Origin of the sequence: Devosia sp. MC1541 (genome assembly GCF_012847305.1) — a bacterium.
Classification (GTDB): Bacteria; Pseudomonadota; Alphaproteobacteria; order Rhizobiales; family Devosiaceae; genus Devosia.
Genome location: NZ_JABBDZ010000003.1, coordinates 305714 through 331434, shown reverse-complemented (window position 1 = coordinate 331434; position 25721 = coordinate 305714). Strand labels below are relative to the sequence as shown.

Genomic DNA, 25721 nt, shown 5'->3' with positions numbered 1-25721 from the left:
TCCTCCAGCGCCTCAGGGCCACCGTTCAAGTAGCGATCGTACCAACGATAAAAGGTTCGCCGCGGAATACCCAACCGGTCCAGCGTCTGTTTGGTGGGGAGATGCGATTGCTCAACCAGCCGGATAATCTCGAGCTTTTCAGATGCGGGATATCTCATTCGATATCCTCCCCATCCCCGATCATGCTTTTTTTAAGCAGGCGGTTCTCGAGCGTCAGATCCGCAACGCATTCCTTGAGCGCGCTTGCTTCCCTGCGTAAATCCAGAACCTCATCATTGGTGGCGGCACGAGTTGTGTCACCAGCCAAACGTCGCTTGCCAGCTTCCATGAACTCCTTTGACCAAGAGTAATAGACGCTCTGGGCGATGCCTTCACGTCGGCACAGCTCAGCAATGCTGTCCTCGCCACGCAATCCGTCGAGCACGATCCGGATCTTGTCCTCGGCGGAAAAGTGTCGTCGTGTCGCGCGGCGAATGTCCTTCACAACCTGCTCTGCGGATGATTTCGTCTTCGTTGTTTTCGTCGTCATTCTGGGTCTTTCGTCACTCAGACGAGACCAGAACTCTCCTTAAATCGCAAACCCATTTCTGAGACACAGGTGCTGATGCCGAACAGCCTCAATTAATACAGGGAGATGCTCCGGATTCCGAAGCACGAAGCTGACGATTTCGGGGACGCGACCAATTGATCGCCGATCTCCCCAGCCAGGACACCGAGAATATCCACGATCCCCTCCCTCTCATCGGCCCCTAGCGCGCACATGCTTCCCTTACGGAAAGCTCGACCAAAGGGGCGCGCCAGCGATGGCAATGCCGCCGCCATAGACTGGGACGCCTTTGATGGTATGGCCGAGACCTATGTTTGCCGCGGCCGGTCGTTCGTCAGACCTGCTGGCGTAAAACTCATCTGCCAACTTCGACGCAAGACATCAGCGTAGCTGGATATTCCACTGTGTCTCCGACGCGTTCGTGCCGAAGTTCCTAACCGAGTTCCAGCAGCCGCCCCAAGACATCGTCGCGTCGGAGCATGCCAACGAGCTGTCCTAACCGGAGCACCGGGAAGGACCGGTACGGCTCGGAAGCGAACATTTCCGCTGCGGCAACGATGTCACTCGTTGCATCGATGGTGCGAACGGGGTGGCTCATCTGCTCCCCCACGGTTCCGCGCCACTGTTGGTAATAGCTGGCCATCATGGCCGGGCGAAAGCAGTCCTTCTGGGTCAGAATTCCCAGTAACGCGCCTGCGGCATCCACAACAGGCGCCGCCTCCTCGCCATTGGCATGCAGCAGTCCCGCGGCCTGTCGTATCGGCGTATCGGCCTCCAAGGTGAGGTATTGGGTGCGCATGATCCCGGCAATGGCTTCACTCATTCCGTTGGTGCTCCTCGGCCCTTGCTCGGGCAACCCACACAGCGCGCCGAGTCAGGCAGGCAACTCATGCCGCCACAGGATGATTGCAGTGGACGCCCGCGCAGCAAAAGGCCGAGACCAAGGCAGAGCGCCACCAGGAGCACGATGACGAGCGCGAAAAGCATCTCCATTCGTTACTCCCTCAGGCGATGTGCGCGGCAAAGCAATGGGTGGAAATGCGCTCAAGGCCACCCAGCCCATCGCGGAATACGAACAGCGCATCGAGGCTGTTTTGCTCAGCCAAGGCCGGGCCCCGCTCGCCGGCAGCCATCAGCGCGGTGGCCCAACCATCAGCGATCATCGCCTCGTCGGCAATGACGGAGACCGAGGCAATGGTTGTCGCGACCGGCTCGCCCGTGGCGGGATCAATAATGTGGCTGAAGCGACGTGCACCGAGATTGAAGGCGTTGATCTTGTCGCCTGAAGTGGCGATAGCCCGGTTGCCGAGAGCGACAATTTCGGCTGCGCCGCTCTCGTCCGGGCGCGGGTCTTCAATGGCCACCTGCCAGCCTCGCCCGCTGGGATGACTGCCGCGCAGGGCTATCTCGCCGCCCAGGTCGGCCACGAAATCCTCTTCTCCCTCGTCCATCAGCAGGCTGACCAGCCGATCGAGCGCATAGCCCTTGGCGATCCCGCACAGGTCAAGCGTCAGTTCGCCATCATGCTTGCGCAAGGCCGCCTCGCCCAACTCGAAACCCCGATCCGCGCTCAGTTCGCCCGTGATCGGCCCAAAGCCCCATTGATTGACCAGTGGGCCAACCGCAGGATCAAAGCAGCCGCCGCTGGCGCTGCGCACGGCAAGCGCCGCCTTAGCGACTGTCACCACCGCCTCGTCGGCGCGGTACCAGTCCGTGCTCTGCAGCCGGTTGAAGCGGCCGATAGTGCTTTCGGCCTGCCAAGGCGACAACTGCATGTCGATCCTGGCCAGCAGCCTTTCGATCATCTCTCGCAATCGGATCGGGTCAGCCCCCGCGCGCAGCACGACCCGCCACTGGGTGCCGAATGCCGGCCCTGTCACAGTCTGCGTCGATGCCGGTGTGCGGGCAAGTGCCGGCATGGCCAGCGCGGAAAGTCCCATGGTTACAACCAGGCGGCGGTTGGGATTGCGCGTCCGCATGTCCTAGCTCCCGAAATCGTCGTTGAATATTGAATGCGCTTCAACGCCGAGCTCGTCGAGCGTGGCCAGAACCGCAGAAATCATGACCGGCGGGCCGCAGAGGTAGTATTCGCAATCCTCGGGAGCCGGATGCTTGAGCAGCGCATCGCGCAACACCTGGTGGATGAAGCCGGTTGGTCCGTGCCAGCGGTCCCCCGGGGCCGGATCGGACAGCGCTACGGTCCAGTCGAAGCTCGGGTGCCGCGTCGCCAGATGCTCGAATTCGTCGAGATAGAATAGATCGTTGCGGGCGCGGGCACCGTAGAAGTAGGACATGGCTCGGCTGGTGCCCAGCCCGAGTTGCTCGTGGATCATGGCCCGCAATGGGGCCATGCCGACGCCGCCCCCGACAAAGATCATGTGGCGTTCGCTCGGCTGGACATGGAAGTCGCCGAACGGCCCGGAGACTTCAATCGTGTCGCCCCGCGTCAGCCCGAACAGATAGGACGAAACAATTCCCGGCGGGATCTCGGTTTCCTGCCCCGCTGGAGGCACGGCCAACCGGATATTAAAGACAAGCTGCCCGCGGTCCTGGGGTCGGCTGGCCAGCGAATAGGCCCGGCTGGTGCGTTCCGACACTTGCGAGCGCAGCGCCTCCCAGCCAGCGACCGACCAGGTAAGTTCATGCTCGGCGTCGATTTCGAGATGGGCGAAGTCTCGCTCGTAAGGCGGTGCCGTCAGCATCATGAAGCCGCCGGCGCGGAAATTGATATTCTGCCCGGCCGGCAGGTCGAGCACCAGTTCGCGGATCAGCGGCGCCAGCATGCGGTTGCTCGCGACGGTGCAGGTAAAGGCCCCCGCGGAAAGGATCTCCGGCGCCACGGTAACCTCGACCGAGCCACGCAGGTTGAGCTGGCAGGCGAGGCGCACATCGGCGCGCCGTTCGCTGGCCGAAAGCAACCCGCGCTCGGTCGCCCGCAATTCCCCCGCCCCAGGCCCGGTGGCGGTAACCCGGCATTGGCCGCATGTGCCACTCCCGCCGCAGGCTGCGGGAACGGGAATATCGGCGCCCTGCAGGACTTCGAGCAGTTTGGCGCCACGCTTGGCAGCAATCACCTGTCCGCCATTGACGGTCACCGACAGCGCCACGTCGGGCACCAGTCGAGAGCGGGCGGCAAGCAGGCCGAGCGCCAGCGCCAGGATCAGGCCAATGATGAGGGCGCTGCCCAGGGCGATCTCGATCATGGCAATGCCACCTGGGCGAAAGTGGAAAAGCCCAGCGACATCATGCCGGTAATGATGAAGGCGATCCCCAGCCCCTGCAGTCCGCCGGGCAGGTCGGCATAGGCGAGCCGGCGCCGGATTGCCGAGAGCATGATGACTGCCAAGGCAAAGCCGGTGCCCGAACCCAGTCCGAACACCGTGCTCTCGGCCAGGTCATAACGCCGATCCGCCATGAACAGGCTCCCCCCGAGAATGGCGCAGTGCACCGCCAGCAGCGAGAGAAACACGCCGAACGTGTTGAAGAGCGCGGGCAGACAACGATCCATCACCATTTCCACCAGTTGCACCGCCGCAGCGATCACCCCGATAAAGGTCAGCAGCCGCAGATAGCTCAGGTCGAGATCGGGCAGGCCGGCCCAAGTCCAGGCGCCCGGCGCCAGCACGAACTGGTAGAGCAGGTGATTGACCGGCACCGTGACGCCCATCACAACGATAACCGCAACGCCCAGGCCTGCCGCCGTGCCCGGCCGCCGCGACAGGGCGAGGAAGGTGCACAGCCCCAGGAACAGCGTCAGCGGCATGTTCTCGACGAAGGCTGAGCGGATGAAGAGGCCGGCGAGATCGGTCATGTGCCGGCATCCCGTGTCGGTGCCAGGCTATATTCAGGCTTCTCGATCTGCTCCCGGCGCCAGCTTCTGATGGCCCAGACCAGTCCGCCGAGGAGGAAAAAGGCGCTGGGCGCCAGCAGCATCAGGCTGAGCGGTTCGTACCAGCCGCCCTGTTCCACAGTCGGCAGGATCGCATAGCCCAGCAGCGTGCCCTGGCCGAACAGTTCCCGCACGCTGCCGACAATCGCCAGCACCAACGAATAGCCCAGCCCATTGCCAAGGCCATCGGCCATCGCCGGAAGCGGCCGATTGTGCAGGGCAAAGGATTCGGTGCGGCCCAGCACGACGCAGTTGGTCGCGATCAGGCTGACAAAGACCGACAGGCGCTGGCTCATCTCATAGAAGAACGCCTGCAGGAACTGATCGATCACGATCACCAGCGAAGCCACGATGATGATTTGCACGATCAGCCGGATCGAGGAAGGCAGGTGCGCGCGTATCATGCTGATGATCGCGCCCGCAGTGACGACGACCAGGGTCAATGCCGCGCCCATGGTCAGGGCGGCGGCCAGGGTCGTGGTCACCGCCAAAGCCGAGCAGATGCCCAGGATCTGCAAGGTCACGGGGTTCTGGCGGAGGATGGGGTCGGTGACTGTCGTCCAGCCGGCCATCAGAACTCTCCCCGCCGGATCGCCTGGAGCAGGGGGCCGTAGCCCTGCGGCCCCAGCCAGAATTGCAGCATCTTGGCCATGGCAGTGCTGGTACGCGTCGCCCCGGTAATGGCATCGACCTCGAACTCGCTGCTGCCGCCACCGCGCGCGACGGTCAGGCGCACCGCCCCGGTGTCATCGGCTATGCGCTTGCCGGAAAACTGCTGCCGCCAGGCCGGCTCGGTGATCCGCGCGCCCAGGCCCGGCGTCTCCCCATGCGAGAGGACGGTAAGACCCGCCACCGTGTTCATGTTATCGGCCACGGCAACCATGGCTTCGATCGGGCCGCCATAACCGGTGCCGCTCACCGGCAGGATGACGACTTTGACCTGCTCGTCGGGCCCGCGCAGCAGGTAGATCTGCTTTAGATTGGCTCTGCTTCCCAGATTGGCGATGTCTTGCTGGGGGGAAAGTTGTGTCCAGCTCGCCGTGTCCGCCAGGGCGGCCGGCAGAGTTTCGGGCGTTATGTCCTGCGCCGCTTCGGCCCGGAGCAGATCCACCACCACGGTCGAAAGCGTCATGTCATCGGACTGGGCCAGAATCTGGGTCAGTCCGGGTATTTCGGCCAGCAGGGCTTCGAGGCGGGCCTGCTGTTCCACGGCGCGGTTCTGCGCCTGTATCGGCCGCAGCATCACGGTTGCGCCCGTGACCAGCACCGCACAGATCGCCGAAACCAGGAAGGCTATTGCAATGGTCTTGGGGCGGCTCTCATTGGGCAGTGCCAGAAGCCTGCGCCAAAGCCGAAAAGGGTTCAGGTCAGCCATGCCGATGTCTCCGAAGCGCCCGCCATATGGCGATGGTGATCTCGTCCAGTAGGGGTGTGGTGAGCGCCGTCAGCAGCGCCGCCGAGACGGCGGTCTGGACTGGGGCGGTCGCCCAGATCGCTGAAAAAAGCACGATGAGCGCGCCGAACAGGGCGCCATTGAGCCAGCGGCCCGATGCGGTAGACGCGCAGGTCGCGGGATCGCAGACCAGTAGGACTAGGACAACGGCCACCGCGCTCGTTAGCAGATCAAGGCTGAATCCGCCGCCGACAACCAGCACGACCAGGGCGCCGGCCAGCACCCGCCAGGGCAGGATACCCAATGCGAGCAGCAGCAGCGCCGCCGGTATGGTCGCCCAACCCAGCGGAACCGCAAGTGGCGGCCAGGCGGCCAGCGGGAAGCCGAAGCCGAGAAACACGACGGCAACCACGGCAGGGCTCAGTACGCTGCGACCCCAGCCGCCGAAAACCAGTTCGCCGAAAACGAAGCCGAAACTGACCCCCAGAACGAACTGGAACGGTCCGACCTCGGGCGCCAGCATGGCGATGAGCAGCGCCGAGACGATACCCGAAGCGCTGGGCGGCTGTGCCCGCAGCATTGTGAATATGGCCTGCCATACCCCGCCGACGACAATGGCGAACAGCAGTCGTGTGGCACCGGCCGAGCCTTCCTGCCAGATCCAGGCGACCGCCACGGGGATCGCCGCTGCCAGAATGATCACCGCCACGGTCTCGCGATTCCAGATGCCTCGCATCATGTATTTGCCTCCATGCGGTCAAGTGCAGCACGCAGCAGGTCGGAAAACCGCGGGGAGGCGGCGGTGACATAGTCCACCATGGCTAAATCCGCCTCGACCAGCGATAGGGCGCCGAGTTCAGCGGCAGCCTCATCATCCCCGACCGACAGGGCCCGCAGCAATGCCATGCCGGGCATGAAACCACCCAAGGCCTCTTCGACCGCCGCGGTAGCAATGATCGGTTCGGGACGAGAAGCGCGGCGTAGCGCGGCATCCAGCCAGTGCCTCTGCGGCTTCGTGTCCGAGCGCGGCAATACCGTCACCTGACGGTCCTTCTCCCCCAGCCAGCGAGCCTGGGCACCGTCCAGCACCGAACCGGAAAAGATGACCGTTGGTCCGGGCTTCAGCGATCGGTAGCAGATCTCGCTCAGGTCAGCGCCAGGCTGGCAGCGGACCAGCCGGCTGGCGCGCAGCCCGGGCCCCACAACCGCCACCAGTCGGGTAGTCGGCAGAGTGCCCTCTTCCAGCAACTCCCCGATGGCGACGACATCGTCGACGCCGATGTCCCATACCTGGCGGTCAAGCCGAGCGGGAAACCGGTCGAGAACTCGGTGGCCAGCCAGGCCCGCCGGGTGCAGGTCGCCGACGCGAATGATGTGCAGACGGTCCATCTCCTGGACGATGTCCGGCCCGCGATCCTGGCAGAAAAAGACAGGTCCCGCGCAAAGTGTGCCCAAGGCCGCAATCCCACGTTGAAGCGCTACTGCGCTGCCCTCGTCAAGCGCAATACGGGGGCTGGCTGCGAGGGGCCGGGTATCCACCGCCATGACGAAGATGGCCGCCGGCTTGGCGTCACCCTTGGGAATGCGACCGAAGGGGCGGACGTTGAACCGCCGCCACAGGCCTGTCTCCTGCAAGAGCGCACGCAATGCAGCACGGCCAGTCTTGCCGGCAATCTCTTCACCGGCGGCGCGCGCATCATAGCGATGCTGTTGCTGGCGCGTCTCGGCCGCAAACACCATGCTGCTCAGCCGCCGCCCGGCGCCGATCTCGAGCGCGGTGACGCGGCCGGCCATGGGCGCGGTGATGACATATTCAGGATGGCGGCGGTCGCGCAGCACCGGCGCGCCCTGCTTGACGATATCCCCCTGCGACACCAGCGGTTCGGCGCGCAAATCGGCAAGGGCATTGACGCTTAGCCCGGCCTCGTCCGTTATGAGCGTCTCGGGCTCCTTCGGCAGGGAATTTGGCGTGCTAAGGGGGATTGAGAGCCCCCGTCCTAGTCCAAATATGTCCCTATCTCCCCGCATGCGGCGCCAGCCGGACGAATCTTCCCGAAGGGCGCGCTTGACAATCTGCAGTCTGCCAACGCAGTCTTTCACGGGTTAAGCGAGGGGGCAAGGCAGATGCGCATGCGACACTTCCTGCTGGCAGGCACCATTCCACTGATCTTCGCGGTTGTCGCCACCTCCGCGCAGAGCCCGACGCGCGCGCCCGATATCGAGGAAATCATGCAATGGGCGCGCTCGGGCCATGCCGATGCCCACTCGGAATCTTTTGCGCACTGGAATGACGAGGGCGAGATTCCGCCTGTCTGCTCCACCTGCCATTCCGGCGCGGGATTCCGCTCGCTCCATGGCTTGGACGGCAGCGAGCCGGGCCTGCCACAATCGCCAATTCCGGTCGGAGGCGTCGTCGACTGCGATACCTGCCACAGCCCCGGACTGCAAACCGTCACCCACGTCACCTTGCCCTCCGGCCAGCAGCACCCGGTTACCGGGTTCGAGGCGGCCTGCATGACCTGCCACTCGGGGCGCGCCGCCAGCGTCACCGTTGAAAAGGCCGTGGCCGAGCGTCCCGAAGACGTCGTGGATGCCGAGTTGCGCTTCATCAATCCCCACTATGCCACGGCCGCAGCCAGCCTGCTGGGCGGTACGGGGGCGCTGGGCTATCACTATCCGGGAAAGGCCTACGAGCCGCGCTTCGTGCATGCGAGGCCGGTCTCGACCTGCATATCCTGCCACGAGCCGCACAACCTGACGGTCAGCCAGGAAACCTGCCTGACCTGCCACGAGACCGGCGCCTCCCAGGATATTCGTATCTCGCGGCAAAGCCATGATGGCAGCGGCAACCTCGAACAGGGTATCGCCGTGGACATTGCCGCCAATCGCAAGCGCCTCTTTGCACTGATAGCCGACTATGCCCGCGAGGTTGTCGGCACGCCCATCGTCTTTGACGCTGCGCGTCATCCGTATTTCTTCGCCGACCACAATGGCGACGGCCTGGCGGACCAGCGCGATGAAGCGCCCGTCGCCTATGCCAGCTGGACGCCCCGTCTGCTCAAGGCAGCCTATAACTGGAAATTCGTGGGGGCGGATGCAGCGATCCACGTCCACCACCCCCATTATGCGCTCGAGCTGCTCTATGATTCCGCAGAGGATCTGTCCGCCGCGCTGCAGCGAGAGCTCACGGGAATGGTTCGCTAAGGAATTGGGGCAGCAGTCTCGAAGTCAGCTCTTCCTCGTCGCGAGGCACGGTGTGCGAGTGCGCTGATGGTCCCCCGTTGGCTCACTGTTGTCGCACAGCCAGCACGTCGCAATCGACCTGCTCCAGAATCTCGATAGCGACGCTGCCAACCAAGACTGCGGCGAGGCCAGAACGCCCCGATGATCCCACAACAACAAGGTCAGCTTCCTTGTCTGCTACATATTTCGCTAGGTTGGAAGCGATCTTGCCCAACTCAGCAACGATACCAACGGAGTCGGCCTTGGAACCGATACTCTCCCGCAGCCATTCTCGAGCCCGATCCATTTCGCGCGCCCGCAACTCCCTCTCAACGCTGGCCATGTCGTCGATCTGATTTTTGTAAGGAAAGTCAAACGCATGGAACAAGGTGAACTGAGCTTCAGGAAAAGCAGCGACGGCCAGACCGATCGCCCGCCGCGACACTTCGGATAGATCGCTCGCCAGAACGATTCGCTAATACGGCCGGTGCGCTCTCCCCTTCACAACGAGAACTGGCGCCGGACCATTTTTCACCAGTTCCACCACCATCCGACCCAACTTGTCGGCGCCGTAGGTCTCATCATGGGCTATGCCGGTGACCAGCAGTTCGGACCCACTGTCCAGCGCCGCCGAAGTCACCAGGTCATAACCATCGCCATTCTTGACGATCAGCGACGCGCCGGCTGCAGGCCAATCGGGGTATTCACGTGCCAGTTTACGCTGGGCTACCGCCACCGGATCATAGCGGCGCCAGGAGGGTCCTTGGCTCCAATAGGCATACTGAAATGCCTCGACAGCATGAACGATCTGGATCTGCGCCTGCCAGTCCCGGGCAAGCGCCATTGCACGATCATAGGCGCGATCGCTGCGCGCACTCAGGTCGGTCGCCAGCGTGATCTGCCGGGGCACAGACGGTTTGCTCATCGAAAAGGGTCTCCTGTTGCTCCTTGGGAGCGAGGCTGGCCATCGCTGGAGCGGCGAAGTGTTAGGGGTGGTGCTGGCCTAGCGAACGACCAGAACCGGGATGGTGGTATGGGCCAGCACTTCCGATGTCTGGCTGTCGAGCAGCACCTTTTGCACGCCACGACGGCCATGCGAGGACATCACGATCAGGTCACACCCATTGAGCTTGGCATATCTGACAATGGCCTCGGCAGGAGAGATGTCGATCTCATGGACGAGCCCGGCTACAATGCCATAGTCGGAGCCGCGCTGCGCGATGGAGGCAAACCGATCCTTCATGATCGCTTCAATCTGCTGGTCATAGCGGGTGACGGGATCATCGATGCCGCCCATTCGCGCTGCACTCGCCATTTCCTGGCGCAGCGGTTCTGAAACGGACAGCACCGTGACTTTGGCATTGAGCGGCTTGGCCAAGGCCAGGCCCTGTTCAAGGCCCTTCGCGGCCAGTTCAGAACCATCGGTGGCGATCAGTATATGGGTGTACATCCGCTTCTCCTTGGCAAAAAACTGGTACGGCATGCTGCATGCTACTGGTCTGAAAACAAGGGGAGACTGCCCCTTAGGGTTCGAACGACTTGATATAAGCGATGATTGCGGCGGCCTGCTCGGGTTCGAATTCGAATTCAGGCATGTCCGGATGGGCCGTCAGGCCTTCGACCAGCGCCTCGCTCAGCAATTCCACATCATAGCGCAGCTGCAGCTCCCGAAACGGCGGCGCGGGCGGGAACGGGCTCTGGCCGGCGGCCGCGATGGCATGGCAGTCCGCGCAGTACATGCCCACCAGCTCCTGTCCCATTCCCACGGGATCATATGGCTGGGCGGCGCCCGGGCCCGCGACGGCGAAACTGTCCATGGCCACCAGCATGGGCAGCATGGCGCGCAACAACAATCTCATGTTCTGGGTTCTCCTATTGGCAAGGCGGATGGCCGGGGCGTGATACGCAGCGCCCGCAACGCATTCAAAATGACCGCCACGTCGATCGCTTCCTGCAGCAGCGCCCCCTGCACCGGCGTCAGATAGCCAAAGGCGGCGGCAATCATCCCCAGCACCGACAGGCCAATGCCGGCCACGACGCTCTCCAGCGCAATCCGGCGCGCGCCTTGGGCGATTTCAACGCCTGGCAATAGGCGATCAAGATGATCGACCAACAGCACGACATCGGCCGCTTCAGCTGATGCAGCGGCCCCACGCGCACCCATGGCCACTCCCACATCGGCGGCAGCGAGCGCCGGCGCGTCATTGACCCCGTCGCCCACCATCATGACCGGGCCCCGCTCTCGCTCAAGCAACACAAGCGCCACCTTCTGCTGAGGCGTCAGATCGGAATGAATGGCATCGAGCGCCAGGTCCTGGGTAACAGCTTCCGCCACTGCCTGCCGATCGCCGGTTGCCAGCACAAGGCGAGCAATCCCCACGTTCCGCAAGCCCGCCAACAGGTCCGGTGTTCCAGCCCGCAAAGCATCGGCCATGACGATATGCCCGGCTAGCTGGCCGTCGATGGCCACCGCCACGAGCGCCGAACCCGTCTGAATGATCTGGCTCTTGGGTGGGAGGGTTCCGATATGCGATGCGACAAATACTGCGCTGCCCGCGATCACCTGGCGGGAGCCAACCATCCCGACCAAACCTTCACCAGGGACCTCCATGACCTGCTGGGGAACTTGCAGGGCAGCGCCGCGTGCGCGGGCGGCGCTGACAATCGCCCGCGCCATCGGATGCTTGGAAGCCTGTTCGAGCGAGGCGGCCAGACAGAGCACCTCATCGTCCGACATCGCCTGTAGCGGCTCAATGGAGACGATCTGGGGACGCCCGTCGGTCAGCGTGCCCGTCTTGTCCAGTACCAGGACCTTTATGAGAGCCAGGGCTTCGAGCGGTTTTGCCCCCTTGATCAGCACGCCATAATGTGCGGCGCGAGACATGCCCGCGGCCAAGGCCACCGGGACGGCCAGGATAAGCGGACAGGGGGTTGCCACCACCAGAACGGCCACAGCGCGGATCGGATCGCCGCTCGACCACCATGCAGCCGTGGCAATGACGACCGTGACAGCGAGGAAAAGCAACGAGTAACGGTCCGCCAGTCGCGCCATCGGCGCTTTTGAGGTTTGTGCTGCCTCGACCAGCCGGATAATACCTGCATAAGTGCTTTCCGAAGCTCGCCGCGTGACGCGCAGGTCAAAGGCTTCGCCAATGTTCGTTGAGCCGCTCATGACCTCCCCACCGTCGCCCAGGCGCACTGGCATGGATTCACCCGTCAGTGCCGACTGGTCCAGTAAGGCCCTCTGGCTCTCGACTATTCCATCGACCGGCGCCACGTCTCCCTGCCGGATCAGCAGCAGATCGTTGGTCGTTATGTCGTCCAGCACTACCTCTTCGAGCGCGCCAGCACGATGCCGGGTCGCTGTGCGCGGGACCCGCGAGAGCAGATCGGTCATCTCCCTGCGGGCGCGGCCTTCGGCGAAACTCTCAAGGAAAGTCCCGCCGGAATACATCAAGGCAACAACGGCGGCTGCCAGTGTTTCGCCGAAGAGCAAGGCAGCGGACATCGATAGAGCGGCCACGATGTCCAGACCGACCTCGCCCTTCGCAAGGCTCCGCACAATTTCCGCCAGTAGTGCGGCGAGGATAGGGAGTACGCCGGCAGACCACGCCAGAGCGGCCAGTTGAGCCTGCCCCGCCAGCATCAGTGCCAATCCGCTGGCCAACCCAGTAAGGGCGATGATCAGCAGGGCTGCGTCGAGCCGGTCGTGCAGTGTTTGCGGCAAGCGGTTGATTCCTCTTGACGGCGCGCTGGCAGTGGCCGGTCACAGACAAGGTTAGGTCACTGAAAGCCACCGCAGCATATGGTAGATTTATTACTATTCAATCTAGCATGACAATGCGACCGCGTCCGGCTCTCTTGGCCGCATAACACGCGGCATCAGCGCGGGCTAGGGCGGTGCCGAAATCCATTTCGGACGAAAGGCCGACTATACCGACGCTGACACCAAATGTTGGCAAATCAACGGCCGGTACCTGACCGACTGTGATGGAGCGGATCGCGTCGGAAACGGTCTTAGCGATCTCATAGACCTTAGTCTTATCAGTGTGGTTGAGAAGAACCGCGAATTCATCGCCACCAATACGGGCAGCCGCGTCGGTCGGCAGGATGTAATGACGCAGAACACGACCAACTTCGACCAACACGTTATCCCCTGCCGCGTGACCTAGTGCATCGTTGATCGGCTTGAAGTGGTCGAGATCAAGAAAGACCAAATAGCTACTCGCGAGACCGGCGAGGGCCGTCTCGACGGAAGTCTGGAACGCTGGTCTGTTGACGAGCTGGGTCAAACTGTCATGAGACGCAGCGTGCGCCAGGCGAGCTTCGATCTTCTTGAGATGGGTAATGTCAGTATCGGTTCCGACCGTGCGCAAGACTTTGCCGTCTTCGTCCCACTCGACCGGTTTGCCGCGACTGAGAATCCAAATGTAGTGCCCGTCACGATGACGCTCACGATATTCCAGAATGTCGTACCCCTGCTCCCCCTTGTTTTGACGGGAAACGTTCGGCCTAATGCGGTCACGATCGTCGGGATGAACGCGCTCCAGCCAAGCTTCCTGATCATCATCGACTGCCTCATCGTGTGGGATACCGCGCATGGTGCGCCACATCGGTGAGTAGAACATGCGTCCGGTTCGGGCGTTGTGATCCCAGACCCCCTGCCTGGCAGCTTCAAGAGCGAAATGCCAGCGACTCTCGCTTTCGGCAAGCGCACTTTCCACTTGCTTGCGACGGTCAATGCTGCCGACCTGGACTATTACATAGATAGGCTCGCCCGTGGTGTCAGATTTTAGCACTGACACCGCTATCAGTGCCCAAATCATCTTACCACCGTGCCCCCGGCACAGGTGTTCGCCGTCGTAACCTTCATTCCGACCCTCGAAGACGTTCGAGAGCGCCGAAATTACGTCTAGATCCCGAGGATCGAAGAACCCATGAAGTATGGAGGCTGAAGTTGATCGGTCGGGCGCGAACTCGCGCTCGAATGCGCTGTTAGTATAGACCACGACCCCGTCCATACCCGTCACGGCCATACCTATGGCAGCGCGATCGACGATCTTGCGTAACATTTTATAGCTTCGGCCGAACAAAAAAGTTCCAGCATCCTCCGCAGTGGCTGCTACTTTTGTCATTGCCTCCACCACTTATACTCCCCCAAAACGACCATAGCGTCCCTCAACTTTCCGTGCAGCTTTCAGCGCCCCGATCTACGATAGGAGTTATCGACAACTATATTAGTTGCTCTTTTTAGCGCGTACTCACTGGCCGCTTCAAAGCTCATCGGCTTCCCGAACAAATAGCCCTGCCCGTAGTCGCAGCCCCACTCCCTCAGCACGCGTGCTTCCGCATCCGCCTCGATGCCTTCGGCAACTGTGGTGAGATTGAGCGCCTTAGCCAGCCCAAGCATTGCCCTGACAATTTCGCCTTTGTTATTGTTTGTTCCAAGCCCGTACACAAACGACCGGTCGATCTTTATTTCATCCACTGGTAGAGACTGGAGGTGAATCAGAGAGGCATACCCGGTGCCGAAGTCGTCCAAGGAGATGCCCACGCCGCTTTCCCGCAGTCGTGCGAGATTTTCGACAACTGATTCACCAACCTCAGCCATCAGAACGCGCTCGGTGATTTCAAGCTTGATAGCGCTGTGGGGCAAGCCTTTTTGATCAAGCATGCCGAGAACACTGGTCACGAACGCTGCATTGACGATGTTCTCTGTCGCCAAATTTATAGAAACTTGCCCGAAGGCAAGGCCTTCGGCAGCACAGAGCCCCAAGTTTTCAATGACCATTTGAGCCATTCGGAGACCTATGCTGTCTGCCAAACGGGGGTCATCGAAGGCATCGTCAATAACGCTTGGGGATAGAAGGCCTTCTTCAGGGTGATTGATGCGCAGCAGCGCCTCAAAGCCCCGCAGGCCATGATGGTTGAGGCTAAGTATCGGCTGATAGTAGGATTCAATCCAGTTTTCCCGCAAAGCGGTTCTGGCGAGCTCCAAAGCTCTACTGCGTTTCGATGCCGCGTTTCGGATACCAGGGGTGAACACCTGAACACTGCCTTTTCCCGCGGATTTGGCTGCGTAAAGAGCGAGATCGGCGCGCTTGAAGACTTCATCGGGGTGCTCCCCATGCTGGCCTAGCGCGCAGCCTATGCTCGGCCGCAATGACCGAGTCTTCTTGTTGCGCTTGAGGGATGCCTCGAGCTTGGCTTCGATGGACTGCGCGCGCTCGACCAGACAGACATCATCAGAGATATTACGGCAGATGATGGCAAACTCATCGCCACTCAACCTTGCCACAAACTCATTAGGCTCCACGATGCGCTGAAGATACCGCGCGAACAAGCGCAGTACAGCATCGCCAGTGAGGTGCCCATACCGATCATTGACGAGTTTGAAGTCGTCCATGTCCAGGACCATCAAGCCAATGGGATCGTATGTCGAGGCAAGGCGGCGTATCAGTTCCTCCACAAAATGACGCCGGTTGGGCAGACCCGACAGTTCATCCTCATAGACCTGACGTCTGAGCTTCTCCGCGGCCAGATGGTGTTCATGGATATCCTCGACGGTGCCGTACCACTTAAAGATCGCGCCAGGACCATCTCGGCGTGCGGTTGCTCTAGCCCGTGCCCAACGATATTGGCCTGTGCTGAGGCGGATTCGATAGGTGAAGTCCACGGGTTCGCCACTCGCTTGTACTTCCGCCCACCTCTCTACAGTTGGCGCGACATCGTCGGGGTGGAGCGCCTGAAGCCATCCGTTTCCTAAAGCATCAGTCTGAGAAATGCCCGTCATCTCTGCCCAACGTGATGACACGCTAAGGATTTGTCCCCGCGGGTCAGCGGTCCACGGTATCTGCGGGTTCTGCTCGACGGTATAGCGATAGTGTTCTTCGCTTTCTCGCAAAGCTTCAAACATGCGTGCGCGCTCGATTGCCAGAGAGGCCAGTCCGCGAAGACGTGTTAACTCTTGAAGCTCTGCAGGGCTGGGGCCTCGCTTATCGCGAAAATAGAACCCAAAAGAAGCAATGACATCGCCATTGGCAGAGAAAACCGGCTTAGACCAACAAGCTTGAAAACCCAAAGGCAAGACCAACTGCCGCCAGCTGTCCCAGAGCGGATCGCTGCCAATATCTGTGCTAATCACGTCGCGTTTTTCAAAGGCCGCGGTGCCACAGGAACCCACACCTGTCGCAATTTTGATATTCGGGACCGCAGCCATCAATCCGTCTGGCAAGTTGGGTGCAAAACCTGCGGTAAAGCGTCCACCGACTGCGTCAACCAGCAGGATACTGCAGGTGGCACCCGGTACCTGACGTTCAGCAGCTTTGCATAGCTCTGCAAGCAGGTGCGGAAGCGCGACACCCCCAATGACCATTTCGAGGATACTGCCTTGGGTCGCATCCCTTAATTCCGCGGTCAGCCATTCATGCGCATCGATTGCGCAGCCCACCCACTTTCCATCGCCGACATGACGAACGTTCAAGAGGTGACGGTGATACACGCCGTCGTACCGTCGAACGCGCATTTCCGCTTGAACATTCTCGAAGGCATCCGGATGCATGGGCAGCTGCGCCCGAAAGGCGGCAGCGTCAGCCGGGTGAATGCTGTCGAGCCAACCCAAGCCCAGGCCTTTCTCTTGCGGTAAGCCGGTGAACTCAGACCACTGCGCGTTGTTGAACTCCACGTGGCCCTGAGCATCGGAAACCCAAACTAGACCCGGCACTGCTAGGGTGAGCGTTTCAAAAAGCTGACTGACACTCATGAGTAATCGCTGCCAAGGGAACTTGAGTTCGACGAAATGTAACCTCGAAATTCCTTAATTACTCGCCGCGGCACGATCACTTTTTGGAGTCACCCGTATTTTGAGATCTCATATTGAGCCTCACTTTTGACGGGTGATTCCGAACGTGCGCCGAGAAACTGAATACGTTGCCGGACTCGTTGGACAGGTGCTCAATGCGCAGCACCGTTTCGGCGATATGATCCAAGACAAGGGCAAGGTGTCGATCGACCTCGTCACTGTCATCCAAAAGGCACTTGGCGTCCTGGAGGTGGGAGCGGATTTGTCTGTATTTCATCTTGATCTCCGTAGCCCCATTTCACCCTATGGCGCCAAGATCGCCCGAAGCTTAAATTATTTGCCCCAATTGTATTCATTCATTTGCCCCAATTGTATTCATTCAAAGGAGCACTTTCGCTGTCATGAACAATGTAGGGATGCAACGACAGCCATGAATTTTGACCCGACCTAGGAATAGCGAGTACGGGTGCTCCATTCGCGCCTCATGCCTCGACCCACCCATGCAGCTGCCTTAAACGTGTTGTTCGTCAGGCCCTCTGCAAAACAGGAAAGGTCAGGACGGTTGATCAACGCCCCATGTCTTAGATTGCTGCCGAGTTGGTGTTGCGTGTCCTGGGCGCTTGGATGCATAACGAACTGGATGCGGCACTATTCTCAGATGAGCTCAGCCGTTCCCCCCTTGGTGGTCAGCTTGACCATTGGCCACCAGCGTGGTCCACTGCCCCTGTTGGCCGCCCCAAAACCCCGGTTTTCGGCGTCTTTCGGGCAACATTTAGTTTTGCTGCGAATCCAGGTTCCCCAGCCAATCTCTCCATAAGTTGCTGATTTCGCAATAAGCCCTAGGAAATATAGGTTTTTGGCGACAGCCTAGTGCCCTGCCGATTGCGGACCCGAGATATGCGCGGGGCATCCAGCGTACGAGATCAATCATACCGCTTAGTGCACGCTGTTTCCATCAATCGCGATCTTGGGATGGCTCCCAGCGTCACCGATGAGGTCGGTGACAGTGATATCCCTCCAATGCGTGCCGACAATCGCGTGTAAGCGAATGCCAGACAGCAGGTTGTCGCTAATTCGGGACGGCCCGGCCCCGTCGACAACACTGACCGAAATGCCAATATCGCAGTGTCTAACGACATTATCGCTGACCAGCACATCCCTAAGATAAGTGCCCCAACCAACAACGATCCCCGTCCCCGGCACCGCTTCGACTATATTCCCCACGATAGCTGCGTCGGCCTCTGCTGCGATCCCATAGGGAACTACATCGGGATTTGTCAGTGAGGCGCTCGCAATATTGCGGACAATATTGCCCTTGCAGACGGACAAGCGTCCATTGTGGTCGAAATTCGTCATTGAAATCCCGGCCGCTGCGCCGTCGATCACATTGTCGCTGATGATGGAGCCAGAGAAACCAAACTCGGAGTAGATGGCGACTTCGCCGCTCTTCTCGCAGTGATTTCCGATGACGCGGGTGTCGTTGGTGGCGTTGAGCCGTATGGCAGAAAATGTGCAATCGACGATGTGATTGTCGGTTATGCTCACGCCATCAGCGCGAAATACGTTGATGCCATTGCCGTTCTGCCCGTTGCCGCCATCTTTCCAATCGATCGTGCTTATACGGTTTCCAAAGATGCGCGAGCGGTCAGCGCCACTCTCCGAACGCCAGATGCGGATACCGCCATTCCCGCACCGCGTTATGACATTGCCGCTCAAGTCCAGGCCCCGGCTATCGGTCGAAAACACAGCGGTGTCAGCGATGTCAGAGAAGTCGCAATCCTCGATGCGACCTTCGGCATCTTGTAACCAGACCCCCATCCCTGACGAGGACACGAAGCGACAATCTCGCACTGTGAAATTGCTGGCACTCACAAATTCCAGCAAAGCTCGCCCCCCGCGAGACAGCGGATTGCCTGCGAGGACCAGCCCTTCAAGCACGACATGGCTGCAGTCTTGTACCGCCAAGATAGTGTCTGCGACGTCGAGGCGAAGAACGGTCTGCCCTGAGCCCCGGACGGTGAGTGGTCCACCGATGGAGACTAGATTGGTCGCAAATTCCCCTGAGCCGATCAAAAGTGGTTGTTGCAGGGTTATGGCGGCGTCAACCGCGGCCTGAAGTGAGTTGGTCTGGTCACCGTCTGATGGCGACAGTCCAAAATCATTTGCATCAACAAAGCGTTGAGCGGCGGCATTGTTTGCGAGTGCTAGACTGGCCCCGACGCCAATACTGCCACGGAGAAGGTTCCGGCGTGAGACTGTCAACTTGGCCTCCTCTCAGCGCGGTTTCGCGCAGACGATTTCATGTCGAACGCCAAATTACGACGTGCGCGGTTAGCATTTTCTTCAGCAAGCGCCAATACTATAACGCGCACTGTTTAAGTAAAGAACGCTATGACCGATGTACTATCCGCAAGTTCGGCGGAAAACCTAACCTCGGCGCAAATTCGTGGCCGCGCCTATATGAGCGCAGTGGCATCAAAAGTCTTTGTTGCGGTCGTTTGGATCTGGGTATTCTCCGGTGGCTTGGTCTTTTTTGAACCATCCCTGTACGAAGTTTTGTTCTTACTGACGCTTGGCATGATGGTGGCAGTCCGCATGCCCCTATTTCCTTCCACTTTGCCATTGCTGGGACTGATCATCCCGTTTTCGATGTTCGCGACAATTGCCGCGTTCCAAGTGCGTCACGCTCCATTAACGGACGCGCTTATTTTTAATGCCGTCACGATTTACCTGTTCTTGACGAGCTTTTTTGTCGCCAATTTTATCGCCGATGCGCCCGAGAAACGATTAGCTGTCATTCGCAATGCCTATGTGGCTATCGCCATTGTCTCCGCTGCAATTGGCATCCTCGCCTACCTACGATTGATGCCAAACGCAGACATGTTCCTGCGATACGATCGCGCTAAGGCGATGTTCAAAGACCCCAATGTTTATGGGCCTTTCCTCGTCCTACCGGCCATGATGGTGCTGCGCGAGTTGTTCTTCCAACGCAAGGGCCAACTGGTGAGCGGCGCGATTGTCTTGCTGATCATGCTTGGTGTGTTTGTCAGCTTTTCGCGTGCGGCTTGGGGGCATTTTGCGACGTCCGCATTCCTCGTCTTTGTCCTGTGTTTCCTGCTCGAAGCGAAAGCGCGGATACAGGTCCGAATGCTGACCATCGCCATCATCGGGAGCATACTCGTCGTCGTCATGTTGGCAGGATTGCTGTCAGTGCCTGAGGTCCGCGAGTTCTTTGAACTGCGAACGATGAGTCAAGATTATGACACAGGTGAGAGTGGCCGCTTTGGACGACAAGGATACGCGTTTGATCTTGCCCTCGACCACCCGCTGGGCCTCGGCCCTACCGAGTTTACTTACCTGGAAATCTCAGAGCAGCCGCATAATACCTATGTGACGGTTCTACACGGCTATGGATGGGGCGGCGGCCTCATCTATTACTTCCTTGTTGCCCTCACATTCTGGCGGGGGCTTATTGGGCTAAGAGACCGAGAGCGGCGCGGCCTGCTCATTCCTGTTTTTGCTGTCTTTATCCCACTGGCCCTGCAGTCTGCGATCATCGACACAGATCATTGGCGTCACTATTTCCTCGTCGTTGGGCTGATCTGGGGAATAACGGCGCATTCCGCTCCTCCGCTTTACAGCGGGCTGACACGGAAACGCACTTAAGCGTCCACGGCATAAGGCTCACGGGCAAGCACATCGTATCGAACGACGGCAATCCAGCTTTCGAACGAGTTCGATTTGAGGGCTAAGCCAGTCGCCGGCCCTCAACCCGATTTGTGGGTCAGTCGCGTGTCGAGCAACTCACCTTGCTCACTGAGAATCGAGTAGGCGATCCCGCTGAATAGCGAGTTGATCCGGCGCAGTGCATGGATCAGCTCCAAGTGCAGTTCGCTCGTATCAAAACTCGATGTGTTACCTGAGCGGAGCCTCGCGAAATGGCTCTCCATGCTGGCGCGCTCAAGGGCGCCAACTTCATCCTTCTCGACGACCAAACGGCGCGCGGACTCTGTGTCCTCAGAGACAAGAACATTGAGAGCGAGCTGCATGTTGGAAAGTACGCGGTCGTGCAATTGAACCAGTTCGTCCCAACCTTGGGTCGAAAACGATAGTCGACGATCGACTTTTTGATCCGCGATGCGCAACAGCTCGCGTGAGACGATATCGCCGGCCTGCTCTAGAGATATGGCAAAGGACGATAGATCCGATGCGCGGTGCGTTTGACTAGAATCCATGGAGCTCCAGTCCAAACGACTGAGGTAGAGTTTGATCGCGCGATTGGCCCGATCCACGCCAGCCTCAATTTCCTTCACGCGCCGAACAGCTGCTCTGTCGCCAGTTTTGATGATGTCCATTATCGGCTGCAACATCACTTCAACCATCTCGCTCATGCGAAGCAGTTCTCGTGTGGCGCTGGCGAGTGCCGCATCAACGTTACCGGCAGGGTCAGCGACAAGAGCCGTAGCGCGCAAGCGGGCGACGTCTGTGTGCGTCGCATCAGTGACCTCGCCGATGAAGTGTTCCGCGAGCCGGGACACAGGACCCGATAGCAGCAATCCAAACAGCAGAACCCCAAAGTTGAAGGCAATATGCAAAAGGCTGCTCTGTTGCCCGACATCTCCCGGCAAACCGAGGCTGTGCACACCGAAAACCTGGAACAGGACGAGCACGAGCAATGCCATCCCGCCCCGCATGGCCAAAGCAGCAGCAGCCACGCGTCGGGAACGAACGTCACCGCCTTTTGTAATGGAGTAGGCAATGAAGGTGCCGCCGAGATTTGCACCAAGAATAAACGCAGCCGAGACCTCGAACGGTATGAGGCCCGCAGTCCCAAACGTAATGATGACGAGAACGCTGGCGACAGAGGAATATGACACCCAAGTAATCAACGCAGCGACAATGAATGAGGTCCAAAGATCACCACTCAAATAGGTGATCACCCAGCCCAACACTTCACTTTCGCGCCATGGCGCTGTCGCCTCAGACACCATCTGCAGCGACAGAAGCACAAAGGCTATGCCAAGTACGAGACGTCCCAATTGTTTGGAGCGGCGCTGCGTGCCTCGAAGAAACAATGTCCCGCCGAGGATGATTAGAGGAGCAAGGAAGAATGACAGATCAAAGGACAGGATGCTCGCGACGAGCGCGGAACCTAGATAGGCACCAAGCATCAACACAAGCCCTGTCGCGGTCGACATAAGTCCCGTTGAGGCAAAATTGGAAGCGAGTGCTGCTACCGCCGTCGAACTCTGCAACGCCACCGCCAGACCGGCCCCAATGCCGGCCGCGATGAAGCGGCTACGTTCTGCCAATGAGAGAGCGCGTTTGAGTTCTGCCGCATAGGCCCGCTCCACCGCAGTGCGGACCATACGTACTGCCCAAAGCAGCAGGACGATAGAAGCCAACAACTGCAAGATTACAAAATACAAAACCCTCTCCCTAGTAACGCGATGGGCTCGCTCACCATCATGTTCACATGAACCATAACCTTGCAAGTTGCACAGACCACATCGGGCCAAAGCAGGTAAAATCCGGCACTCTAACTGCTGACAAGGCCCACAGACGCGGCAGTACCTCGCCGTTCCTGGTTAACTCCATCGGCACCCTGATGTTCACATGAACATTTCGATTTGCAAAATATGAATTCCTAATATCATATTGATCCAAAGCTAGGGGCGAGGAGGCCCCGGCTAATATCAAGGGAGAGACTATGTTTAAGAACGTAACCTTGCTGTCTGCTGGCGTTGCAGCGATGCTGACCGCGAGCCCTGCCTTTGCTCAGACAGAAATCGCGTGGTGGCACGCCATGGACGCAGAGCTTGGCAAGAAGCTCGAAGAAATCGCGACGAACTTCAATGCTAGCCAGAGCAACTACAAAGTCGTACCGACCTACAAAGGCACGTATGCCGAAACGCTGACTGCCGCGATTGCTGCATTCCGCGCCAATGAACAGCCCGCAATTGTGCAGGTTTTTGAAGTTGGTACCGGCACTATGATGGCAGCCAAGGGCGCCGTTAAGCCAGTATACGAAGTGATGACCGAGAATGGTCAGGCTTGGGACCCGTCGGGCTTCCTCGCGCCAGTAACGGGCTATTACTCGGACACCGATGGCAACATTCTTTCGCTGCCATTCAACTCATCAACCCCAATCATGTACTACAACAAGACCGCCTTTGAAAAAGCTGGCCTTGACCCAAACACTCCACCCAAAACCTGGGCAGAACTCGAAACCATGGCGCGCCAGATCAAGGAATCAGGCGCTGCTAACTGTGGTTTGAGCTCAGCTTGGATCACCTGGATCCAGACTGAAAACCTCTCCGCTCTCCACGACCTTCCATTCGGCACGAAGGAAAACGGCTTCGGCGGTTTTGACACCGAGTTCACGTTCAATGGTGAACTTCAGGCGCGTCACTGGGGCAATTTGAAAAAGTGGTCTGATGAAGGCCTCTTCCAATATGGCGGCCCAGCTGGTGGCCCAGACTCCGGTCCGAAGTTCTATTCCGGTGAATGCGCCATCTTCATGAACTCCTCCGCTGGTCGCGTCGGCGTTATCAATAACTCCAAGGACTTCGAGGTCGGTTTCGCTCCTCTGCCTTACTACGACGATGTGATCGCTGAACCGAAAAACTCGATCATCGGCGGCGCAACTCTTTGGGCACTGACCGGGAAGTCGGACGACACCTACAAGGGCGTTGCGGAATTCTTCTCCTATCTGAACAGCTCTGACGTTCAGGCCGCATGGCACCAGTACACAGGCTATCTGCCAATCACGATGGCAACCTATGAAGCGGGCGTTGCGGCGGGATATTACGAAGCCAACCCCGGCTCGGACATTGCCATCAAGCAGATTACGCGAGGCACTCCGTCCGCCAACTCGAAGGGCATTCGTTTCGGTAACCTGACCCAGGTCCGTAACGTTGTCGACGAAGAGTTTGAGGCAATGCTTGCCGGCAATAAGACCGCACAAGAAGCGCTCGACTCGGCCGTCACACGCGGCAATGTCATCCTGCGCGACTTCGAAGCTGCCAATCAGTAATCTGACAGCGCAAGGGTGCTCCGTCTTGGAGGAGATGGGGCACCTTAAGTTTCGCGCCACTTGCGCGAAAAAACATGAGGCGGAGCATGCAGGCGAAACGCACAATATTCCCGAATAAAATTTTACCCTACTGGCTGCTTCTGCCGCAGTTGGTCATCACCATCATATTTTTCATTTGGCCTGCGGCCCAAGCGGTAAAGTCATCGTTTGAACGGGAAGACCCCTTCGGCTTCCGGACTACATTCATTTGGTTCGAAAACTACACGCGCCTATTTGGTGATCCCCTCTACCTCAATTCCCTATGGAAGACGGGCTTGTTCGCGGTCTGCGTCACCGCGCTTTCGATGGGCATCTCGCTTCTACTCGCGATCGCGGTCAATCGAGCGATCAAAACCAGCCGCGTTTATACCACCATGCTGGTGTGGCCCTATGCGGTGGCCCCAGTGGTGGTCGGCATTCTGTGGTGGTTCATGTTCAACCCCACAATCGGCATAGCACCCTATATACTGCGTGGCCTCGGCATCTCGTGGAACCATCGCGTTGATGGCACACAAGCCATGATCCTTGTGATTATCGCTGCCAGCTGGAAGCAGATTTCTTATAATTTTCTTTTCTTCGTCGCAGGACTGCAGTCCGTACCGCACTCGCTGGTGGAGGCGGCAGCAATTGACGGCGCAGGTCCATTCAAACGCTTCTGGACAATTGTCTTCCCGCTACTGGCGCCGACGACGTTCTTCCTTCTCATCGTCAACATCAACTACGCAATGTTTGACACCTTTGGCCTGATCGACGCCACCACTCAGGGTGGACCCGCTCAGGCGACGAATATTCTCGTCTACAAGGTCTATTCGGACGGCTTCCTCGGATTGAACATTGGCTCATCCTCGGCACAGTCGGTCGTGTTGATGCTGATTGTTATCGCCCTCACCGCAATTCAGTTCCGCTTTGTTGAGCGGCGGATCCAGTATTAAGGGGCATGCAAAATGGTTGAAAATAGACCGTTCCTCAACTTCATCACCCATCTGTCGTTGATCGTCGGTGTGGTCGTTGTGGCCTTCCCCGTGTACTTGGCCTTTATCGCCTCTACCCACGGCTCGGGCGACTTCATGCGAGGCGTGGTGCCGCTGCTGCCTGGCCCACATCTGATCGAAAACTATAGTTTCATGATCAATGAAGGGGTTTCTTCAGCAGGTGCACCTCCGCTCGGCATCATGTTGATGAACTCGCTGATCATGGCGGTGTCCATTGCTGTCGGTAAGATCGCGATCTCAATCCTGTCAGCCTATGCGATCGTGTATTTTAAGTTCCCGTTCCGCATGGTCGCCTTCTGGATCATCTTCATTACGCTGATGCTCCCGGTCGAAGTCCGCATTATTCCAACTTTCAAAGTCGTCGCTGACTTGGGAATGCTGAACTCGTATCATGGTTTGATTATTCCGCTGATCGCCTCCGCGACGGCCACATTCCTCTTCCGTCAGTTCTTCCTGACGGTTCCCGACGAGCTGGCGGAAGCGGCACGTGTCGATGGCGCGGGACCACTGAAGTTCTTCCGCGATATTCTGCTGCCCTTGAGCCGCACCAATATCGCTGCGCTCTTCGTCATCCTCTTCATCTTCGGATGGGTGCAGTACCTGTGGCCCATGCTCATGACCACCGACAGCAAATATTACACTGTCGTTATGGGCATTAAGCGCCTCGCGGCTACCGCAGACTCTGAACCCCAATGGAACCTAGTTATGGCCGGCGTTATGCTCGCCATGCTGCCACCCGTCCTCGTCGTTATCTTCATGCAGCGCCTGTTCGTTAAAGGCCTCGTGGAAACGGAGAAATAAG

At 59.2% G+C, this 25721-nt stretch carries 22 protein-coding genes and 1 pseudogene; 5 read left to right on the top strand and 18 right to left on the bottom strand.

Annotated elements, in window-relative coordinates:
* The 9 genes and pseudogenes from HKD40_RS05955 to HKD40_RS05915 form a co-directional block, all read right to left on the bottom strand.
* A pseudogene (locus HKD40_RS05955) lies at positions 1–529 on the bottom strand (transposase); the annotation flags it as partial.
* A 451-nt stretch (positions 530–980) separates the two neighbouring features.
* Positions 981–1370: a CBS domain-containing protein gene (locus HKD40_RS05950; protein WP_169194804.1), complete on the bottom strand. Its 390-nt coding sequence runs from the start codon at positions 1368–1370 to the stop codon at positions 981–983.
* A 181-nt stretch (positions 1371–1551) separates the two neighbouring features.
* Positions 1552–2526, bottom strand: coding sequence for an FAD:protein FMN transferase (locus HKD40_RS05945; protein WP_169194803.1), 975 nt, complete (start codon positions 2524–2526; stop codon positions 1552–1554).
* Between the two features lie 3 nt (positions 2527–2529).
* A complete protein-coding gene (gene nqrF, locus HKD40_RS05940) occupies positions 2530–3750 on the bottom strand; it encodes an NADH:ubiquinone reductase (Na(+)-transporting) subunit F (RefSeq protein ID WP_169194802.1) in 1221 nt (406 codons plus the stop codon).
* Positions 3747–4358: an NADH:ubiquinone reductase (Na(+)-transporting) subunit E gene (gene nqrE / locus HKD40_RS05935; protein ID WP_169194801.1), complete on the bottom strand. Its 612-nt coding sequence runs from the start codon at positions 4356–4358 to the stop codon at positions 3747–3749. The genes nqrF and nqrE overlap by 4 nt, the downstream gene beginning before the upstream one ends.
* Positions 4355–5008: an NADH:ubiquinone reductase (Na(+)-transporting) subunit D gene (locus tag HKD40_RS05930; protein ID WP_169194800.1), complete on the bottom strand. Its 654-nt coding sequence runs from the start codon at positions 5006–5008 to the stop codon at positions 4355–4357. Before HKD40_RS05930 ends, nqrE begins: the two co-directional genes overlap by 4 nt.
* Positions 5008–5811: an NADH:ubiquinone reductase (Na(+)-transporting) subunit C gene (gene nqrC / locus HKD40_RS05925; RefSeq protein WP_169194799.1), complete on the bottom strand. Its 804-nt coding sequence runs from the start codon at positions 5809–5811 to the stop codon at positions 5008–5010. Before nqrC ends, HKD40_RS05930 begins: the two co-directional genes overlap by 1 nt.
* Positions 5804–6568, bottom strand: coding sequence for an RnfABCDGE type electron transport complex subunit D (locus HKD40_RS05920; RefSeq protein WP_169194798.1), 765 nt, complete (start codon positions 6566–6568; stop codon positions 5804–5806). Before HKD40_RS05920 ends, nqrC begins: the two co-directional genes overlap by 8 nt.
* Positions 6565–7857, bottom strand: a complete 1293-nt coding sequence (locus tag HKD40_RS05915; RefSeq protein ID WP_282567880.1) for a Na(+)-translocating NADH-quinone reductase subunit A — start codon at positions 7855–7857, stop codon at positions 6565–6567. The genes HKD40_RS05920 and HKD40_RS05915 overlap by 4 nt, the downstream gene beginning before the upstream one ends.
* A gap of 96 nt (positions 7858–7953) precedes the next feature.
* On the opposite strand from HKD40_RS05915, the gene HKD40_RS05910 reads away from it, so the two are divergent.
* On the top strand, positions 7954–9033 hold the full coding sequence (locus HKD40_RS05910; protein ID WP_210257031.1) for a cytochrome C: 1080 nt from the start codon (positions 7954–7956) through the stop codon (positions 9031–9033).
* Positions 9034–9115: 82 nt separating this feature from the next.
* On the opposite strand, the gene HKD40_RS05905 is transcribed toward HKD40_RS05910, so the two are convergent.
* The 8 genes from HKD40_RS05905 to HKD40_RS05870 all read right to left on the bottom strand — a co-directional run bounded on the left by HKD40_RS05905 (position 9116) and on the right by HKD40_RS05870 (position 19114).
* Positions 9116–9517, bottom strand: a complete 402-nt coding sequence (locus HKD40_RS05905; RefSeq protein WP_282567879.1) for a universal stress protein — start codon at positions 9515–9517, stop codon at positions 9116–9118.
* A gap of 9 nt (positions 9518–9526) precedes the next feature.
* Positions 9527–9976: a universal stress protein gene (locus tag HKD40_RS05900; protein ID WP_169194795.1), complete on the bottom strand. Its 450-nt coding sequence runs from the start codon at positions 9974–9976 to the stop codon at positions 9527–9529.
* Between the two features lie 78 nt (positions 9977–10054).
* Entirely contained in the window at positions 10055–10501 is a 447-nt protein-coding gene (locus HKD40_RS05895; protein ID WP_169194794.1) for a universal stress protein, read from the bottom strand.
* 73 nt (positions 10502–10574) lie between these two features.
* A complete protein-coding gene (locus HKD40_RS05890) occupies positions 10575–10910 on the bottom strand; it encodes a cytochrome c (RefSeq protein ID WP_169194793.1) in 336 nt (111 codons plus the stop codon).
* Positions 10907–12778, bottom strand: coding sequence for a heavy metal translocating P-type ATPase (locus tag HKD40_RS05885; protein WP_248305920.1), 1872 nt, complete (start codon positions 12776–12778; stop codon positions 10907–10909). The genes HKD40_RS05890 and HKD40_RS05885 overlap by 4 nt, the downstream gene beginning before the upstream one ends.
* A 97-nt stretch (positions 12779–12875) precedes the next feature.
* A complete protein-coding gene (locus HKD40_RS05880; protein ID WP_169194792.1) occupies positions 12876–14123 on the bottom strand; it encodes a diguanylate cyclase in 1248 nt (415 codons plus the stop codon).
* A gap of 125 nt (positions 14124–14248) precedes the next feature.
* Positions 14249–16813 carry an EAL domain-containing protein gene (locus HKD40_RS05875; protein ID WP_169194791.1) on the bottom strand — a complete coding sequence of 855 codons (2565 nt, stop codon included), beginning with the start codon at positions 16811–16813 and terminating at the stop codon, positions 14249–14251.
* A gap of 975 nt (positions 16814–17788) precedes the next feature.
* Entirely contained in the window at positions 17789–19114 is a 1326-nt protein-coding gene (locus HKD40_RS05870; protein ID WP_169194790.1) for a TIGR03808 family TAT-translocated repetitive protein, read from the bottom strand.
* 129 nt (positions 19115–19243) lie between these two features.
* On the opposite strand from HKD40_RS05870, the gene HKD40_RS05865 reads away from it, so the two are divergent.
* A complete protein-coding gene (locus HKD40_RS05865; RefSeq protein ID WP_169194789.1) occupies positions 19244–20518 on the top strand; it encodes an O-antigen ligase family protein in 1275 nt (424 codons plus the stop codon).
* A gap of 101 nt (positions 20519–20619) precedes the next feature.
* Here the strand turns inward: HKD40_RS05865 and HKD40_RS05860 are convergent, their stop codons facing one another.
* Positions 20620–22281, bottom strand: coding sequence for a Na/Pi cotransporter family protein (locus HKD40_RS05860; RefSeq protein ID WP_169194788.1), 1662 nt, complete (start codon positions 22279–22281; stop codon positions 20620–20622).
* Positions 22282–22562: 281 nt separating this feature from the next.
* On the opposite strand from HKD40_RS05860, the gene ugpB reads away from it, so the two are divergent.
* From ugpB to ugpE, 3 genes are all read left to right on the top strand, one after another.
* Positions 22563–23888 carry a sn-glycerol-3-phosphate ABC transporter substrate-binding protein UgpB gene (ugpB, locus tag HKD40_RS05855; RefSeq protein ID WP_169194787.1) on the top strand — a complete coding sequence of 442 codons (1326 nt, stop codon included), beginning with the start codon at positions 22563–22565 and terminating at the stop codon, positions 23886–23888.
* Between the two features lie 86 nt (positions 23889–23974).
* The gene (gene ugpA, locus HKD40_RS05850) at positions 23975–24859 is read left to right on the top strand and encodes a sn-glycerol-3-phosphate ABC transporter permease UgpA (RefSeq protein WP_169194786.1); all 885 of its coding nucleotides are present in this window, start codon (positions 23975–23977) and stop codon (positions 24857–24859) included.
* Between the two features lie 12 nt (positions 24860–24871).
* Complete coding sequence (ugpE, locus tag HKD40_RS05845; protein ID WP_169194785.1) at positions 24872–25720, top strand: sn-glycerol-3-phosphate ABC transporter permease UgpE; 849 nt, start codon at positions 24872–24874, stop codon at positions 25718–25720.
* Position 25721 lies beyond the last annotated feature (1 nt).

Coding starts and splice junctions, on each gene's coding strand:
- HKD40_RS05950 (WP_169194804.1), bottom strand. CDS start 1,370: ATGAGTGAAGCCATTGCCGGGATCATGCGCACCCAATACCTCACCTTG.
- HKD40_RS05945 (WP_169194803.1), bottom strand. CDS start 2,526: ATGCGGACGCGCAATCCCAACCGCCGCCTGGTTGTAACCATGGGACTT.
- nqrF (WP_169194802.1), bottom strand. CDS start 3,750: ATGATCGAGATCGCCCTGGGCAGCGCCCTCATCATTGGCCTGATCCTG.
- nqrE (WP_169194801.1), bottom strand. CDS start 4,358: ATGACCGATCTCGCCGGCCTCTTCATCCGCTCAGCCTTCGTCGAGAAC.
- HKD40_RS05930 (WP_169194800.1), bottom strand. CDS start 5,008: ATGGCCGGCTGGACGACAGTCACCGACCCCATCCTCCGCCAGAACCCC.
- nqrC (WP_169194799.1), bottom strand. CDS start 5,811: ATGGCTGACCTGAACCCTTTTCGGCTTTGGCGCAGGCTTCTGGCACTG.
- HKD40_RS05920 (WP_169194798.1), bottom strand. CDS start 6,568: ATGATGCGAGGCATCTGGAATCGCGAGACCGTGGCGGTGATCATTCTG.
- HKD40_RS05915 (WP_282567880.1), bottom strand. CDS start 7,857: ATGCGGGGAGATAGGGACATATTTGGACTAGGACGGGGGCTCTCAATC.
- HKD40_RS05910 (WP_210257031.1), top strand. CDS start 7,954: ATGCGCATGCGACACTTCCTGCTGGCAGGCACCATTCCACTGATCTTC.
- HKD40_RS05900 (WP_169194795.1), bottom strand. CDS start 9,976: ATGAGCAAACCGTCTGTGCCCCGGCAGATCACGCTGGCGACCGACCTG.
- HKD40_RS05895 (WP_169194794.1), bottom strand. CDS start 10,501: ATGTACACCCATATACTGATCGCCACCGATGGTTCTGAACTGGCCGCG.
- HKD40_RS05890 (WP_169194793.1), bottom strand. CDS start 10,910: ATGAGATTGTTGTTGCGCGCCATGCTGCCCATGCTGGTGGCCATGGAC.
- HKD40_RS05880 (WP_169194792.1), bottom strand. CDS start 14,123: ATGTTACGCAAGATCGTCGATCGCGCTGCCATAGGTATGGCCGTGACG.
- HKD40_RS05875 (WP_169194791.1), bottom strand. CDS start 16,813: ATGAGTGTCAGTCAGCTTTTTGAAACGCTCACCCTAGCAGTGCCGGGT.
- HKD40_RS05865 (WP_169194789.1), top strand. CDS start 19,244: ATGACCGATGTACTATCCGCAAGTTCGGCGGAAAACCTAACCTCGGCG.
- ugpB (WP_169194787.1), top strand. CDS start 22,563: ATGTTTAAGAACGTAACCTTGCTGTCTGCTGGCGTTGCAGCGATGCTG.
- ugpA (WP_169194786.1), top strand. CDS start 23,975: ATGCAGGCGAAACGCACAATATTCCCGAATAAAATTTTACCCTACTGG.
- ugpE (WP_169194785.1), top strand. CDS start 24,872: ATGGTTGAAAATAGACCGTTCCTCAACTTCATCACCCATCTGTCGTTG.